The organism is Curvibacter gracilis ATCC BAA-807 (genome assembly GCF_000518645.1).
GTDB lineage: Bacteria > Pseudomonadota > Gammaproteobacteria > Burkholderiales > Burkholderiaceae_C > Curvibacter > Curvibacter gracilis.
In genome coordinates this window covers 15,351-30,233 of sequence record NZ_JADZ01000036.1, presented here as the reverse complement: position 1 = coordinate 30,233, position 14,883 = coordinate 15,351, and the positions used below count along the sequence as shown (strand labels likewise).

Sequence of the window (14,883 nt, the reverse complement as noted above, 5' to 3'; positions counted from 1 at the left end):
CAGGGGCAGGCCGGACGCCGGCGTTGGGGGGCCGGCCCAGCGGCCCCTGGGGGTGCTGAGGCACGGTTGATGCGCGCGCAGCCGCACAGCCGCGCAGGCGGCTTGTGGCTTGGCTTACTTGGCGGCCAGCTTCCAGCAGGTACCGTCGGTGCCGGCGTTCTCTTTGGTGATCGGGATCAGCGTGGTGTAGATGTTCTGCCGCGCCTGGCCCGCCTTGAGGCCGTTTTGCACCAGCCACTTGATCATGGCCGCCATGTTGCTGGCCTGTGTGGGCACGTCGTAGCTGATGTCGTAGTCAAAGCCACCGCTCTTGACCATGTCGCACGCACCCTTTTGCTCGCCGCCGCCCGAGGTGGCGAGGTACACCTTGCCCGTCAGGCCGGCCTCCTTGATGGCGGCCGCGGTGCCGATGTCCATGCCGTCCCAGAAGCCCACGATGCCGCACAGATCGGGGTGCTGCTTGAGCACGGTCTGGGTCAGGGCCTTGGCCTTGGCGGCGTCCCAGTCGGCGGCCTGGTTGGAGACCACTTTCACGGCCGGGTTCTTGGCCAGCACGTTTTCCACGCCCTTGAGGGTGTAGGCGCTGGCGGCCGCCGTGGGGGCGCCCTGCACGATGGCGATCTTGTTCGACTTGCCCTTGCAGGCCTCGACCACCGCGCTGGTGGTGCGCTCGCCGATGTCCACCCAGTCGGCCCCGACGAACACGGTCGACGGCTGCGCCGAACGCATGTTGATCTGCACCACGTAGATGCCCTCGTCCTCGGCCTTCTTGATCAGCTTGGCGTAGGTCTGCACATCGGGGTTGTGGATCACGATGGCGGCCGGCTTCTCGGCGATCAGCGACGTGAAGGCCTGGGCGCCGGCATTGGTGTTCCAGTTCGGGTCGCGCGCCACCACCTTCATGCCCGAGGGCTCGAGCTCTTTCTTCAGGCCCTGGTACCAGCCCTGGGCCAGGTCAAAGCCCATGGCCACCGGGATGTAGCCCACGGTCTTGCCCGCCAGCGCCTTCTTGTAGCCGTCTCGGAACGGCTCGTCCAGCCCTTTGCTCTGGGCCAGCGCGCTGCCGGCCAGGCCCAGGGCCAGCGCCAGACCGGTGAGGGTTGTCATCCACTTTCCTGTGTTTTGCATGCTTGTCTCCTTGCTTGTTTGAGGATCAAAAGCGCCTGAGGCCGGGCGTGCGGCGTACCGAAAACGGAAGGGGTGGGGGCTCTAGATGTCGCCCTGCTGGGCGGTCTCTTCGTTGCGCGGGTTGAGCACCGAGTCGATCAGGATGGCGGCCAGCAGCACCAGGCCCTTGATGATGTTCTGCACCGAGTACGAGATGTCCATGATGGTCATGCCATTGAGCATGGTGCCGATCAGCAGCGTGCCGATCACCACATTGGCCACCCCGCCGCGCCCGCCCGACAGGCCGATGCCGCCCAGCACCACCACCAGCACCACGTCATAGACCATGGTCGAGTTGTAGATGCGGGTGGGCATGCTGTTGACGGAGGCCGCCATCACCAGGCCTGCAAACAGCCCGATCAAGGCTGCCAGCACGTACTCGAAGACGATCACCGGTCGCGTGGGCAGACCGGTGGCGCGTGCACTGAAGGGGTTGTCGCCAATCGCATAGATGAACGCGCCGGCGCGCACCTTGCGCAGCAGCAAGGCCATCAGGGCCGAGGCCAGCGCAAACATGATCACGGGCATGGGAATGCCGCCGAGCGAGCCGCGCCCGATGCCGGCCACGGCATCCAGCTCAGCGGGCCACTGCACCACCTCGAGCTGGAAGATGGCCGCCTGGCCCAGACCGGCCAGAAACAGGCCCGAGGCCAGTGTGGTGAACAGCGAGGGCACCTCGGCATAGGCAATCAGCCAGCCATTGACCAGGCCAAAGGCCAGCGACAGGCCCAGCGCCATCAGCCCGGCCGAGGCAATCGACTGCCCGTTGGTCACCAGCTGCAGCATCAGGCCCGCGGGCACGGCCAGCGCGGCAATCATCGAGATGTCGATGCCGCGGCCGATGACCACCACCGCCATGCCCAGCCCCAGGATGCCGAGGATGGCCACGTTCTGCAGCAGTGTGAGCAGGTTGTCGAGGTTGGAGAAGCCGGGCAGCAGCACCGTGAAGCCCAGGAACATCACGATGAACAGGGCAAACACGATGGTCTGCTGGGTGGCACGCAGCTTGGGCAGGGTCATGGTGGGCTCCTAGGGGTCAGGTCAGGGCTGCATTGAGCGAGCGGCGCAGTTCCCGCTTGACGAGCTTGCCGTTGAGGTTGCGTGGCAAGGGCTCGGTGTCGATGGTCCAGGTCTCGGGCACGGCGTAGTCGGCCATGCGTTCGGCGCAGAAGGCCTGCAGCACCGGGGCCTGGGTGTCGTCACCCAGCGCCCGCACGGTGACGAAGGCGTGCACGCGTTCGCCCAGCACGGCGCAGGGCACGCCGACCAGCGCCACCTCGATGACCTGCGGATGCTCGGCCAGCACGTTCTCCACCGCGGCGCAGTACACCTTGTAGCCCCCGCGGTTGATGATGTCCTTCTTTCGGTCGAGGATGCGCAGATAGCCTTCTGCGTCCAGGCTGCCGATGTCGCCCGAGCGCCAGAAGCCCCCCCGGAACTCGTTGGCGGTGGCCGCCTCGTTGCGCCAGTAGCCCGGCACCACCATCGGCCCGGCGATCCAGATCTCGCCCACGCTGCCGCGCGGCAGCTCGCGGCCATCGTCGTCGACGATGCACACCTCGCCACAGGGCACGGCCTGGCCCACGCTGTCGCGGTGGTGGTCGGTCTGGCCGGGCGGCATGATCGTGGCGGGTGAGCAGGTCTCGGTGGCGCCGTAGGCGTTCATCAGCGTCAGGCCCGGCAAGCGCTGGGCCAGCGCATCGATGGTGGCGGTCGACATCGAGGCACCGCCAAAGGCCCCGATGCGCCAGTGCCGCAGGTCGTGCGTGTGCAGATCGGGCAGCAGCAGGCACAGGTTGTACATGGCCGGCACCATGATGGTGTGGGTGATGCGCTCGGCCTCTGCCAGGCGCAAGAACTCGCCGGCCTTGAAAGGGGGCATCAGCACCAGGCAGCCGGCGCAGTGCAGCATGGTGTAGAGCTGGGCCACCAGGCCCGTGACGTGGCTCAGAGGCACTGCCACCAGCGTGCGCTCCTGGGGCCCCAAGGCCATCACCTGCGCAAAGTGCATCACCGAATGGATGATGTTGAGCTGGCAGATCATCGCCCCCTTGGGCTTGCCGGTGGTGCCTGAGGTGTAGAGCAGCACGGCCAGTTCGTCTTCGGCCATGGCATGGGGCTGGGCCATGGCCTCGCCTTGCAGCAGGCCCGACAGGGCGCTGAAACCGGCCACGGCCTGGCTGCCGCACACCAGCCGCCAGCGCAAGCCCGGGGGTGGCGCGTCGTGGGGAAACCATTCCACCAATTCGGGCGCGCACACCACGGCCACGGCTTCGGAATCGACCAGGGCATGGGCCAGTTCAAGCCCCCGGGCGCGGTCGCTGATGGGCACCAGCACGGCCCCCATCCAGGCGCAGGCCAGGGCCAACAGCACGAACTCGGGCCGGTTCGCCATGTGCAGGGCGACCCGGTCGCCCGGCAGCACACCCAGCCGGGCCAGGCCGGCGGCATAACGGGCCGCCGTGTGTTGCAGCTCACGCCAGCTCAGCCGCAGATCGCCTGACACCAGGGCCGGTGCGTCGGCGTGCGCCTGGGCGGCTTTCAGCATCATGTGGGCCAGGCTGGCCGGACGATCGCTGTAGCAGCGCAGCACCCGGTTCTGGAAATGGGTTTCGCGGCGCGTCAGGGGCATGCTGTCTCCAGTCTGTGCGGGGTGGGCCTGGCTTGCCGTGGGCGCGCTCAGGACGCCACGCAACAACATCTCCAGGCAGTGGTCCACGGCGTGGCGCAAGGCCTCGGCGCTGTGCTGGCTGGGCCGGTACCAGCGGCCGATGCCGCTCAGGGCGCCGACCACGGTGAAGGAGGCCACGGCGGCGTCGCCGGTGACGATCCAGCCGGCCAGCATGCCCTCGTCGATCAGGGCCCGGAAATCGGCGTCAACCTGGCGCTTGAGGCGGCGCAGCTCGCGGCGCCGCTCTTCGGGCAGGGTGTCTTCGCCCAGGCGGATCACGCATTGGCCGAAATCACCTGTCACCACGCTGGCGTACAAGGCCATGGCGGCACGCAGGCGCTCGCGCCCGCTCAGGCCCTGGCCCTGCAGCTGAGCCAGGCCGGTGTGAAACTCGGCCAGGCCCCGTTCGACGCAGTCGAAAAGAATCTGTTCCTTGTTGTCGACGTAGTAGTACAGCGTGGGCTTGGACACCCCCAGGCTGCGCGCAATGTCGTCCAGCGAGGTGTGCTGGAACCCGTTTTTGGTGAACAGCCGGGCGGCGGCCAGCAGCACGGCTTCCTTCTTGGCCTGACGCGCGGGTTCGCGTTCATGGCGGGTGGCCCAGGGCGAGCCCGTGGGCTCAGGCGCCTTGCCGCTCGGGGCACTTGCAGCAACAGTTTTAGGCACGGGTACCGACCTTTCCTGGCTTCATCGAGATCAGGTTACCGGCGGGTAAGCCTGTCGACTGGCGGAAAGATAGACCCCCTGAAAGGCTTTGCAGCTAAGGAAAACCCTTTGATGCAAAGCACCATCTGTCGGATGCGGGACACCCCGGCCCGAAGCGGGGCGCAGCGGTGCGGGCGCCGGTGCAGTCGGGTTCCAAGCCGCGCGAAAAGCGGAATGGGTGGCCCCGGCTTGGTGCCGCCCTGGGCGGTGTTCAGCCCTCTGCCGGCAGCATCTTCCCCGGGTTGAGCAGCGCTTTGGGGTCGAGGGCCCGCTTCACTTGCCACATCAGGGCCAGTTCGACCTCTGACTTGTACAGGCGCAGGTCGTCGCGCTTGGCCACGCCGATGCCGTGTTCGGCCGAGATCGAGCCGTTCAGGCGGTGCACCAGTTGGTCCACGGCGTGCGAGACGGTGCTGTAGTGCTGATCCAGGTACTCGCGCGCCGGGGTGTCGGCCGGGCGCAGGGGGTTGAAGTGCACGTTGCCGTCGCCCATGTGGCCGTAGATCACCATGCGGCTGCCGGGGGCCAGGGTCTGCACTTGCTGGCTGGCCTGTTCGATGAAGGCGGGGATGTCGGACAGCGGCACCGACACATCGCATTTGATGCTGCCGCCGGTGCGGGTCTGGGCGTCCGAGATTTCCTCGCGCAGGCGCCAGAAGGCCTGCACATCCGACAGGCTGGCAGCCAGGGCGGCGTCTTGCACCCAGCCCTGTTCCATGCCGGCTTCCAGCACCTGGGTCAGTTGGGCGTCCAGGGCGGCTTGCTCGCCCGTGGCGCTGAATTCCATCAGCACCATCCAGGCGGGCTGGCCGGCCAGCGGCGGGCGCGCGTCGCCCAGGTAGTCGCACACCAGGGCCATGGCATCGGCCGACACCAGCTCGAAGGCCGTGACCTGCGGGCCGGCCAACTGCTTGGCCAGGCCCAGCAGTTGCACGGCGGCACCCGGGTCGCTGACGGCCACAAAGGCGGCCGCCACGGCGCGTGGTTGCGGGTAGAGCTTGAGCACCGCGGCCGTGATGATGCCCAGCGTGCCTTCGGAGCCGATGAACAGCTGCTTCAGGTCGTAGCCCGTGTTGTCTTTGCGCAGGCCGCGCAGGCTGGAGTAGATGCGGCCATCGGGCAGCACGGCCTCGATGCCCAGCACCAGGTCGCGCATATTGCCGTAGCGCAGCACGGCGGTGCCGCCCGCGTTGGTGGCCAGGTTGCCGCCGATCTGGCACGAGCCCTCCGAGCCGATGCGCAGCGGGAACAGGCGTTTGGCCTCGTCGGCCGCAGCACGCGCGCCGCTGAGCGTCACGCCGGCCTGCAGGGTCAGGGTGTCGTTCACCGTGTCCACGGCCAGCACCCGGTTCATGCGGCGCAGGTTGAGCACGATGGCGCCCGAGTCCTGCTCGGGCACCGCCCCACCCATCAGTGAGGTGTTGCCGCCTTGCGGCACCACGCGCACGCCGTGGGCGTGGCAGAGGGCCATGACCTGGCTGACCTCTTCGGTGCTGGCGGGCAGCACCACGGCCAGGGCATCGCCGCGGTAGAGCTTGCGGTAGTCGGTGGTGTAGCCGACGGTGTCGGCCACCTCGGTCAGGCAGGCCTGGGGGCCGACGATGCGCGTGAGCGCGGCGATGAATTCAACTCGGGTGGACATGGGTGTTCAGGGGTAGGGGGAAGGGGGCGGCCGTCGTCAGGCCATCAGTAGGCGGCGCCCGGGGCCGGTGCGGCCACGGCGGGTGCGCTGGCCAGAAAGCTCGCGGCCAGCTTGCGCGCGGCCTGGGCATACAGCAGCACATCGACGCCCGTGGCGACAAAGGTGCAGCCCAGATCGAGGTAGCGCCGGGCCAGCACGGGGTCGGAGGTCAGGGTGCCCGCAGCCTTGCCACTGGCGATGATGGTGCGCATGGCGCCCTCGATGGCGGCCTGCACCTCGGGGTGGCCTGGGTTGCCGCGGTGGCCCATCGAGGCGGCCAGATCGGCCGGGCCGATGAACACGCCGTCCACACCGTCAACCGCGCAAATGGCGTCGAGCTGGCCCAGTGCCGTGACCGATTCGGCCTGCACCAGCAGGCAGATCTCGCTGTCGGCCACCTGCAGGTAGTCGCCGCGGGCGCTCCAGCGCGAGGCCCGGCCCACGGCACTGCCCACGCCCCGGATGCCCTGGGGCGGGTAGCGGGTGGCGCTCACCACCTGGGCGGCCTGCTCGGCGGTGTCGACCATGGGCACCAGCAGGTTCTGCACGCCGATGTCCAGCAACTGCTTGATCCGGGCGGTGTCGGCCTGCACCGCGCGCACCACGGGCTGGGCCCGGTAGGGCGCCACCGCCTGCAGGGCGGCCAGGGTGCTGCGCAGGTCGTTGGGGGCGTGTTCGCCGTCGATCAGCAGCCAGTCGAAGCCGGCCGTGGCGCTGACCTCGGCCAGGTAGGGGGCGGCCATCGACAGCCACAGGCCCACCTGGGCCTGGCGTTGTTGCAATGCGTGTTTGAAGGGGTTGCCGGTGGGCAGGCCGGTGGGGTGTGTCATGGTGTGGGTCCCGGGTTCAAATGAGGGTGTTGCTGGCGTGGGCACCGGGTCGGGTTCAGCCCAGCCCGCCCTGGCACAGGTACTTGATGTGCTGGTAGTCGTCCAGCCCGTGCACCGAGCCCTCGCGGCCATAGCCCGAGGCCTTGACGCCGCCGAAGGGCGCGGCCTCGGCGGCCAGGGCGCCTTCGTTGATGCCCACGATGCCGCAGTCCAGCGCCTCGCCCACGCGCCAGATGCGCGCCGGGTTCTGGCTGTAGAAGTAGGCGGCCAGGCCGTAGGGTGTGCCGTTGGCCTGGGCCAGCACTTCGGCCTCGGTCTCGAAGCGCGACACCGGCACCACCGGGCCGAAGGTCTCTTCGCAGGCGCACTCCATGTCGGGCTGGGCCTCGGTGAGTACGGTGGGGGCGTAGTAGGCGGCGCCGGGGGCATCGTCGCGTCGCAGGCGCAACCCGCCCGTGCGCACCACCGCGCCCTTGGCCACGGCATCCTGCACGTGGCGTTCGATCTTGGCCACGGCGCGCTCGTTGATCATGGGGCCGATCTGCGAGGCCGGGTCGCTGGCCGGGCCCACCTGCAGCGCGGCCACGCGGGCCACCAGCTTGTCGACAAAGGCCTCGTGCACGGCGCTTTGCACATACACGCGGTTGGGGCACACGCAGGTCTGGCCGCCATTGCGGAACTTGGCCACCATCAGCCCTTCGACGGCGGCGTCCAGGTCGGCGTCCTCGAACACGATGAAGGGGGCGTTGCCGCCCAGCTCCAGCGACAGCTTCTTGAGCGTGGCGGCCGATTCGCGCGCCAGGTGCCGGCCCACCGGGGTGCTGCCGGTGAAGCTGATCTTGCGCACGCGCTCGTCGGCCAGCCACACATCGACCACCTCGGGCGTGCGCTCGCGCGAGGCCGTGACCAGGTTCAGCACCCCGGCGGGCACGCCGGCCTCTTGCGCCAGCTTGGCCAGGGCCAGGGCGGTGAGCGGGGTGTCTTCGGCCGGCTTGGCCACCACGGTGCAGCCGGCGGCCAGGGCCGGGGCGATCTTGCGCGCGATCATGGCGGCCGGGAAGTTCCAGGGCGTGATCACGGCCACCACACCCACCGGCTCGCGCACGGCCAGCAGGCGCTTGTGGGGCGCCGGGGTGGGGATCACCTCGCCATTGGCGCGGGTGGCCTGCTCGGCGAACCACTCCACATAGCTGGCCGCGTACAACACCTCGCCGCGGCCCTCGGCCAGGGGCTTGCCCTGTTCGCGGCTGATCAGGCGGCCCAGGTCGTCCTGGTGGGCCACGATCAGGTCGTTCCAGCGCTTGAGGATGGCGGCGCGATCGCGCGCGGGCAGGGCTTTCCAGGCCGGCCAGGCGGCCTGGGCGGCTTCCAGGGCGGCGCGGGCGTCGGCGGCCCCGCCATCGGGCACGCTGGCGATCAGGCTCAGGTCGGCGGGGTCGTGCACGGCCAGCGGGGCGCGGTCGGCCTGCAGGCCGGCACACCAGTGGCCGCCGATCAGGTGGCGGGTTTCGATCAGGTCGGCTCGGTTCAGGGCGAGCGGGTGGGGCACGGTCATGGGGTCTTGTCTGGAAAAAAGGGAGCAGGGCGGGGCAGGGGGCGGTCAGCTCACGATGCCCAGGTGCCAGGGCACGAACTCGTGGTCGCCCAGGCCCAGCAGTTCGCTCTTGGTGCGCTCGCCCGAGGCGTGGCGCAGGATGGCTTCGAAGATGCGCTGGCCCATGCCCGGCAGATCCACCTCGCCGTCGAGGATGGCGCCGCAGTTGATGTCCATGTCTTCGCTCAGGCGCTGGTACATGGGCGTGTTGCTGGCCAGCTTGAGGGTGGGGGCCGGCTTGCTGCCGAACATCGAGCCGCGCCCGGTGGTGAAGCAGATCAGGTTGGCGCCGCTGGCGATCTGGCCGGTGGCCGAGACCGGGTCGTAGCCTGGCGAATCCATGAAGACAAAGCCCTTGCGGTCGATGGCCTCGGCATAGGCGTACACGCCCTGCAGTGGCGTGGTGCCGCACTTCATGGCCGAGCCCAGCGATTTCTCAAAGATGTTGGCCAGGCCGCCGGCCTGGTTGCCCGGGCCCACCACGCCGTTGAACTGGCCGTTGTGGCCCCGGGTGTATTCGGCCCACCAGGCCAGCTGGTCGAGCAGCTTCTGGCCCACCTCGGGCGAGACGGCGCGGCGCGTCAGCATGTATTCCACGCCGTGGATCTCGGGCGTCTCCGACAGGATGGCGGTGCCGCCGTGGCGCACCAGGATGTCCATGGCCTCGCCCAGGGCCGGGTTGGCGGTGATGCCCGAGAAGCCGTCGGAGCCGCCGCACTGCAGGCCGATGCTGATGTGGCTGGCCGGCACGGTCTGGCGCTGGTAGGCATTGGCCAGGGGCAGCATCTCTTCGATGGCACGGATGCCGGCCTCGATGGTGACCCGGGTGCCCCCCATGTCCTGCATCACCATGCTGCGCATCAGGCGGCCGCTTTGCAGGCCTTGCGAGTCCATCAGGTCGGCCACCTGGTTGCGTTCGCAGCCCAGGCCCACCACCAGCACGCCGGCCAGGTTGGGGTGGCGCGCGTAGCCGGCCAGGGTGCGGCGCAGCAGGTCGAAGTGCGGGCTGGGCGAAGACATGCCGCAGCCCGTGGTCTGGGTGAAGGCGACCACGCCGTCCACATTGGGGAAGTCTTTCAGGCGCTCGGGCGTGAAGTGCGCCGCAATGCGGCTGATGGCCGTGGCCGAGCAGTTCACCGAGGCCAGGATGCCCACGAAATTGCGCGTGCCCACCCGGCCGTCTTCACGCACATAGCCCTGGAAGGTGGCCTGTTCGGCCGCGCTCACGTAGTTGACGGGGCGCACATCCAGGCCAAAGCCCGGGTCGCGGTCGAACTCGCTCAGGCTGAGGTTGTGTGTGTGCACGTAGTCACCGGGCTCGATGTCGCGCCCGGCCACGCCGATCACCGCGTTGTACTTGCGCACCGGCTCGCCCTGGGCAATGCGGCTGGCGGCGATCTTGTGGCCGGCCGGCACCTGGGCGCGGGCCCGGGCGGCCAGCCCGGGCAGGGCCTGGCCCAGCGCAATGGGCTCTTTGGCGATCAGAACGTTGTCTGCCGCGTGCAGACGGATCAGGTGGGGGGTGGTGCTCATGGCCAATCAGCCTTTTTCCAGGAGTTCTTTGAGCTTGAGGCGCTCGATCAGGGCGGTGTCGCGCTTGTAGACCTCGGCCACATAGCGTTTGTAGTCGGGGCCGTCCAGGTACATCAGGGGGGCGTCGATGCGGGCGGCCACGGCCTTGAATTCGTCGCTGGCCACGGCCTGGCGGAAGGCGTCGCGCAGCTTTTTCTCGATGGCGGGTGGCAGGCCGGCCGGCGCGCCGATGCCGTTGGGGGCATCCACCACCACCTTGAAGCCCAGCTCTTGCAGGGTGGGCGTGCTGTTGAAGCGCGGCGTGCGCTGCTCACCCCAGGTGGCCAGCAGGCGCAGCTTGCCGCCCTCGACGTGGGGCGCCCAGGAGCTGGAGTCGGCCAGCATGTCGACCTGGCCGCCCAGGGTGTCGTTGAGGGCGGCGGCCCCGCCCTTGTAGGCGATGCCGCTGAGCTGGATGCCGGCGGCCATGGCGAACTCTTCCATGCCCACATGGGTGGCGCCGCCGATGCCGGCGTGCGCGTAGGTCAGCTGGCCCGGGTGGGCCTTGGCGTGCTCGACCATGTCCTTCAGGGTCTTGAAGCGCGAGTCGGCCGGCACGGCGATGCCGAAGGTCTGGCCCGAGGTGCGGGCCAGGTAGCTGAAGTCTTTCAGCGGGTTGGTCTGCAGCAGGCCCAGTTGCGAAAAGCGTGTGACCGAGATCGGGATCTGGCCGAGGGTGTAGCCGTCGGGCTTGGCGCCGGCCAGGGCCTTCACGCCGATCATGCCGGCCGCGCCGGCCTTGTTGTCCACGGCAATCGGTTGCTTGAGGATGCGGCCCGCCACCTGGCAGATGGCGCGCATGGACACATCGGCCGTGCCGCCGGCCGGCCAGGGGCAGATGAAGTTGATGGGGCGGCTGGGGTAGTCGTCGGCCGCGGCGGCCAGGGCCGGGAGGGCTGCGGCGGTGCCGCCGAGCAGGGGGCCGAGGGTGGCGCTGGCCAGCCACTCGCGCCGATTGAGGCGAGGCAGTTTCATGGGGGCAATGTCTCCGTCTGGTACTTGTTGGGCCGCATGGTGCGCTTTTGATTCATAACCGTCCAATCGATTATTGGAAACTTCTCATGAGGATTTACTCATGTAACATCCGCGCATGTCCCACATCGATCGGGCCTTGCGCTCCAACATCAAGCTGCGCCACCTGCAATTGCTGCTGGCGCTGAACGAGTTCCGGCACCTGGGCCGCACGGCCGAGTTTTTGTCGGTCACCCAGCCGGCGGTGTCCAAGATGCTGGGGGAAATCGAGGAGATGCTGGGCCTGCAACTGTTCGACCGCTCCCGACGCGGCACCGAGCCCACGGCAGCCGGCCTGGCCATGCTGCGTTTTGCCCGTTCGGTGCTGGCCGACTACGAACGCACCCGCGACGAGATCAGCACCATCGAACGCGGGGTGGCCGGCCGCGCCCGGGTGGGGGCCATGGTGGTGGGCCTGCCCACGCTGCTGGCGCCGGCCATCGAGCGCCTGAAGGCCGAATCCGCAGGCGCCACCGTGCTGATCGAAGAGGGCGACCTGACGCACCTGCTGCCCAAGCTGCGCCTGGGCGAGCTGGACCTGTTCGTGGGCCGGCTGGAGCCCGGCTACGCCGCCCCCGACCTGTTGACCGAGGCGCTGTACGACGAACGCATGCGCGTGGTGCTGCACCCTGCTCACCCCTTGCTGGCTGGCCCCGACCTGCCGGGCTGGCCCGAGCTGGCCGGCTGCCGCTGGGTGGCCCCGCCGCCCTGGGCCTCGATGCGCGTGAAGCTGGAGCAGCAGTTCTTCCGCCTGGGCCTGACCCCGCCGCTGGATGTGGTCGAGACCGCCTCTTTTCTGGGCCAGTTGACCCTGCTGCGCGACCAGGGCGCCGCCGCCCTGATGGCCGATTCGGTGGCCCGGCACTTTGCGGCGCTGGGCCTGCTCACTCCGCTGCCCCTGGCCGTGGAGGCCGAGGTGCCCCCCGTGGGCATGATCACCCTGCGCGGGCGGCCACTGACGCCAATCACCCAGCGCTTGCAGAGTTGGGTGCGGGCGGTGGCCGCAGAACGGGCCGGATGACAGCCTGGTCCTGAACCGGGCGGGGTGCCCCTGTCAGGACTTCGCCCCCACGGGCCGGCCCCGCGTGGCCAGCCAGCACAACACCGCCCCGCCACACACCATGCCGGTGCCCAGCCAGAAGGCGGGCGTCAAGGGCACCTGCAGCAGGGCTGCAGCCAGTGCGGCCGAGAACACCGGCGTGAAATACGAAGCGCCGGCCAGCACCGTGACGTTGCCGTGCAGGATGCCCACGTTCCAGGCGCCATAGCCCAGGCCCATGGCCGCAGCGGCAAACGCCAGGTGAATGCCGGTGGACAGGCTCCAGTGCATGGGCTCGCCGCCCACGATGAGGTACTTGGCCCACAGGGTGAGGGCGGTGAGGGTGACGAACAGGGTGATGGCGTTGTGGCCACGGGCCATGCGGGCGGTGACCGTGCAGTAGGCCGCCCACAGCAGGGCGCCGAGAAAGGCCAGCCCGTAGCTCAAGGGGTTGCTCTGGATGTTGGTCAGCATGCCGGCCCAGTCCAGCCCTTGTTCACCCGCCAGCACCCGGCAGATGCCTGCCAGGGCGATCAGCACGCCCGGCACGATCAGGCCGTTGGCGCGCTGGCCATTGAAGGCGATGGCGGCCAGCAGGGTGAAGGTGGGCCACAGGTAATTGACCATGCCGACCTCGATGGCCTGCTGGGCCGTGTGGGCGTAGCCGATCGACAGCGACAGGCACCACTCGTAAGCCACGAACAGCAGGCTGCCCCAGCCCAGGTAGGCCCGGGGGATGGTGCGCAGCGGAGTGAAGCCCGCCGTCAGGGCCAGCAGCAGGGCCCCCAGGGTGTAGATCATGGCGGCGCCCCCCGTGGCCCCCAGGCCCGTGCTGACGCTGCGGATCAGCCCCACGACCGAAGACCAGAGAACAATGGCGATGAGGCCCACCAGGGTGGCGTGGCGGAGACTGAGTTGGGGACGAGGCATCGCCCGGATTATCTGAGCCCGATCCGGCCCTGGCGGGTTGGAATGCGTTGTGATGCTCGCGGTTGTGGTGCTTGAAAAAAACTGATGCAAGCCCGTCCAGACCGCCGATACCGCCGGCGGTAGCTAACATCTCGCCCACTTTGCAGACCCGCCGGCACCCACCGACGGGGTGACAAGACGGGGTGGCTGCCTCACCAGGGCGGCACACCAACGCGATACCCGAGACAAGAAAGCATTCAACATGGCGATCCACGCCTTTCAGCCGGCCCACGCTTTGGCCGTGCTGGCCCCTCTGCACCGGGCGCCGCCTGCGGCCCGGGCGCTACATCTTCTCCCGACCCCCCAAGCTGTGATGGCGCGTCGCTGCTGAGCGCTGCGCTGGCATCCCCATGGCTTGGCGCTTTCGCGCACCCGATGGGTTGCCAACGCCTGGCTGGCGGGTTGGCGGGCGGCCCCTATTTCTCATTCCCCATTGTTTCTACCTTTTTCAACCACGACTCACGAGGACGTTTCCATGAAAAAAATCCTGTTCAGCATGACAGCCGTCACCTTGGCCTTGACGGCGCTGACCGCCCAGGCGCAGGAGCGCATCCGCATCGGCTTCATGAGCCCGATCACCGGACCGCAGGCCGCCAATGGCATCGACAACCGCGATGGCGCCCAACTGGCCATCAAGGAGCTCAATGCCAAGGGCCTGAAGGTGGGCGGCAAGCCCGTGGTGTTCGAACTGGACATCCATGACGACGTGGCCGACCCCAAGCAGGGCGTGCAGGTGGCCCAGACCCTGGCCGACAAGAAGGTGAAGTTTGTTCTGGGGCCCTACAACTCGGGTGTGACCGTGCCGGCAGCGCGGGTGCTCAATGAGTCGGACGTGGTGGTGCTGACCGTGGCCTCCAACCCCAAGGTGACCGAACTGGGCTACAACAACCTGTTCCGCATCGGGGCCAGCGACAACCAGTTGGGTGCCAAGATGGCCACCTATGCCGCGCAAGACCTCAAGGTCAAGACCGTGGCCGTGATCGATGACCGCACCGCCTACGGCCAGGGCGTGGCCAAGGAGTTCACCGAGCAGGCCAAGCGCCTGGGCCTGAAGGTGGTGGCCAATGAATTCACCACCGACAAGGCCACCGATTTCAGCGCCATCTTGACCAATGTGCGGGCCTCCAAGGCCGATGCCGTGTTCTTTGGCGGCTACTCGCCCCAGGGCGGCCCGATGCTGCGCCAGATGCGCTCGCTGGGCCTGACGGTGCCGCTGCTGGGCGGCGACGGTATCTGCTCGTCGGAGACTGCCACCCTGGCCCAGGTGGCGGGTGATCTGAACACCTTCTGCACCCAAGGTGGTTCGATGCTGGACAAGAGCGACAAGGGCCAGAAGTTTGTCGAGCGCTACCGCGCCGAGTACAAGCGCGACCCGCTGACCTACGCTGCCGCCTTCTACGACGGCATGTACCTGCTGGCCGGCGCCATCGAAGCCACCCAATCGCTGGACGCCAAGAAGATCGTGCCCGCCATCGCCGCAGGCAAGTACGCGGGCGTGACCGGCGAGTTTGCCTACGATCCCAAGCACGACCTGAAGTCGTCGGCCGTGACGGTCTACACCTTCAAGGGCAAGGACGTGGTGCCGCTCAAGAGCCTGTGAACGTTTGCGGGGGGCCGGACGGCCCTCCTTCATGTTCCTGGTGC

Annotated in this window: 11 protein-coding genes; 2 read left to right on the top strand and 9 right to left on the bottom strand. The window is 68.6% G+C overall.

The window, feature by feature from the left end; translation table 11 throughout:
* Nucleotides 1-114 precede the first annotated feature (114 nt).
* The 8 genes from L880_RS0122300 to L880_RS0122265 all read right to left on the bottom strand — a co-directional run bounded on the left by L880_RS0122300 (nucleotide 115) and on the right by L880_RS0122265 (nucleotide 11,195).
* Nucleotides 115-1,128, bottom strand: a complete 1,014-nt coding sequence (locus L880_RS0122300) for a sugar ABC transporter substrate-binding protein (protein WP_019572342.1) — start codon at nucleotides 1,126-1,128, stop codon at nucleotides 115-117.
* An 81-nt stretch (nucleotides 1,129-1,209) separates the two neighbouring features.
* The gene (locus L880_RS0122295; RefSeq protein ID WP_157463024.1) at nucleotides 1,210-2,187 is read right to left on the bottom strand and encodes an ABC transporter permease; all 978 of its coding nucleotides are present in this window, start codon (nucleotides 2,185-2,187) and stop codon (nucleotides 1,210-1,212) included.
* 16 nt (nucleotides 2,188-2,203) lie between these two features.
* Nucleotides 2,204-4,504, bottom strand: a complete 2,301-nt coding sequence (locus tag L880_RS33150; protein WP_027477563.1) for an AMP-binding protein — start codon at nucleotides 4,502-4,504, stop codon at nucleotides 2,204-2,206.
* A 250-nt stretch (nucleotides 4,505-4,754) separates the two neighbouring features.
* A complete protein-coding gene (locus L880_RS0122285; protein WP_027477562.1) occupies nucleotides 4,755-6,185 on the bottom strand; it encodes an FAD-binding oxidoreductase in 1,431 nt (476 codons plus the stop codon).
* Between the two features lie 44 nt (nucleotides 6,186-6,229).
* A complete protein-coding gene (gene hpaI / locus L880_RS0122280) occupies nucleotides 6,230-7,036 on the bottom strand; it encodes a 4-hydroxy-2-oxoheptanedioate aldolase (RefSeq protein ID WP_027477561.1) in 807 nt (268 codons plus the stop codon).
* Between the two features lie 73 nt (nucleotides 7,037-7,109).
* Nucleotides 7,110-8,609 carry an NAD-dependent succinate-semialdehyde dehydrogenase gene (locus tag L880_RS0122275; protein ID WP_027477560.1) on the bottom strand — a complete coding sequence of 500 codons (1,500 nt, stop codon included), beginning with the start codon at nucleotides 8,607-8,609 and terminating at the stop codon, nucleotides 7,110-7,112.
* A gap of 45 nt (nucleotides 8,610-8,654) precedes the next feature.
* Complete coding sequence (locus L880_RS0122270) at nucleotides 8,655-10,181, bottom strand: UxaA family hydrolase (protein WP_027477559.1); 1,527 nt, start codon at nucleotides 10,179-10,181, stop codon at nucleotides 8,655-8,657.
* 6 nt (nucleotides 10,182-10,187) lie between these two features.
* On the bottom strand, nucleotides 10,188-11,195 hold the full coding sequence (locus L880_RS0122265; protein ID WP_027477558.1) for a tripartite tricarboxylate transporter substrate binding protein: 1,008 nt from the start codon (nucleotides 11,193-11,195) through the stop codon (nucleotides 10,188-10,190).
* 115 nt (nucleotides 11,196-11,310) lie between these two features.
* On the opposite strand from L880_RS0122265, the gene L880_RS0122260 reads away from it, so the two are divergent.
* Complete coding sequence (locus tag L880_RS0122260) at nucleotides 11,311-12,252, top strand: LysR family transcriptional regulator (protein WP_027477557.1); 942 nt, start codon at nucleotides 11,311-11,313, stop codon at nucleotides 12,250-12,252.
* Between the two features lie 33 nt (nucleotides 12,253-12,285).
* Here L880_RS0122260 and yddG read toward each other — a convergent pair whose 3' ends face one another.
* A complete protein-coding gene (gene yddG, locus L880_RS0122255) occupies nucleotides 12,286-13,200 on the bottom strand; it encodes an aromatic amino acid DMT transporter YddG (protein WP_027477556.1) in 915 nt (304 codons plus the stop codon).
* Nucleotides 13,201-13,714: 514 nt separating this feature from the next.
* Here yddG and L880_RS0122250 point away from each other — a divergent pair.
* Nucleotides 13,715-14,839, top strand: coding sequence for a branched-chain amino acid ABC transporter substrate-binding protein (locus tag L880_RS0122250; RefSeq protein ID WP_027477555.1), 1,125 nt, complete (start codon nucleotides 13,715-13,717; stop codon nucleotides 14,837-14,839).
* Nucleotides 14,840-14,883 lie beyond the last annotated feature (44 nt).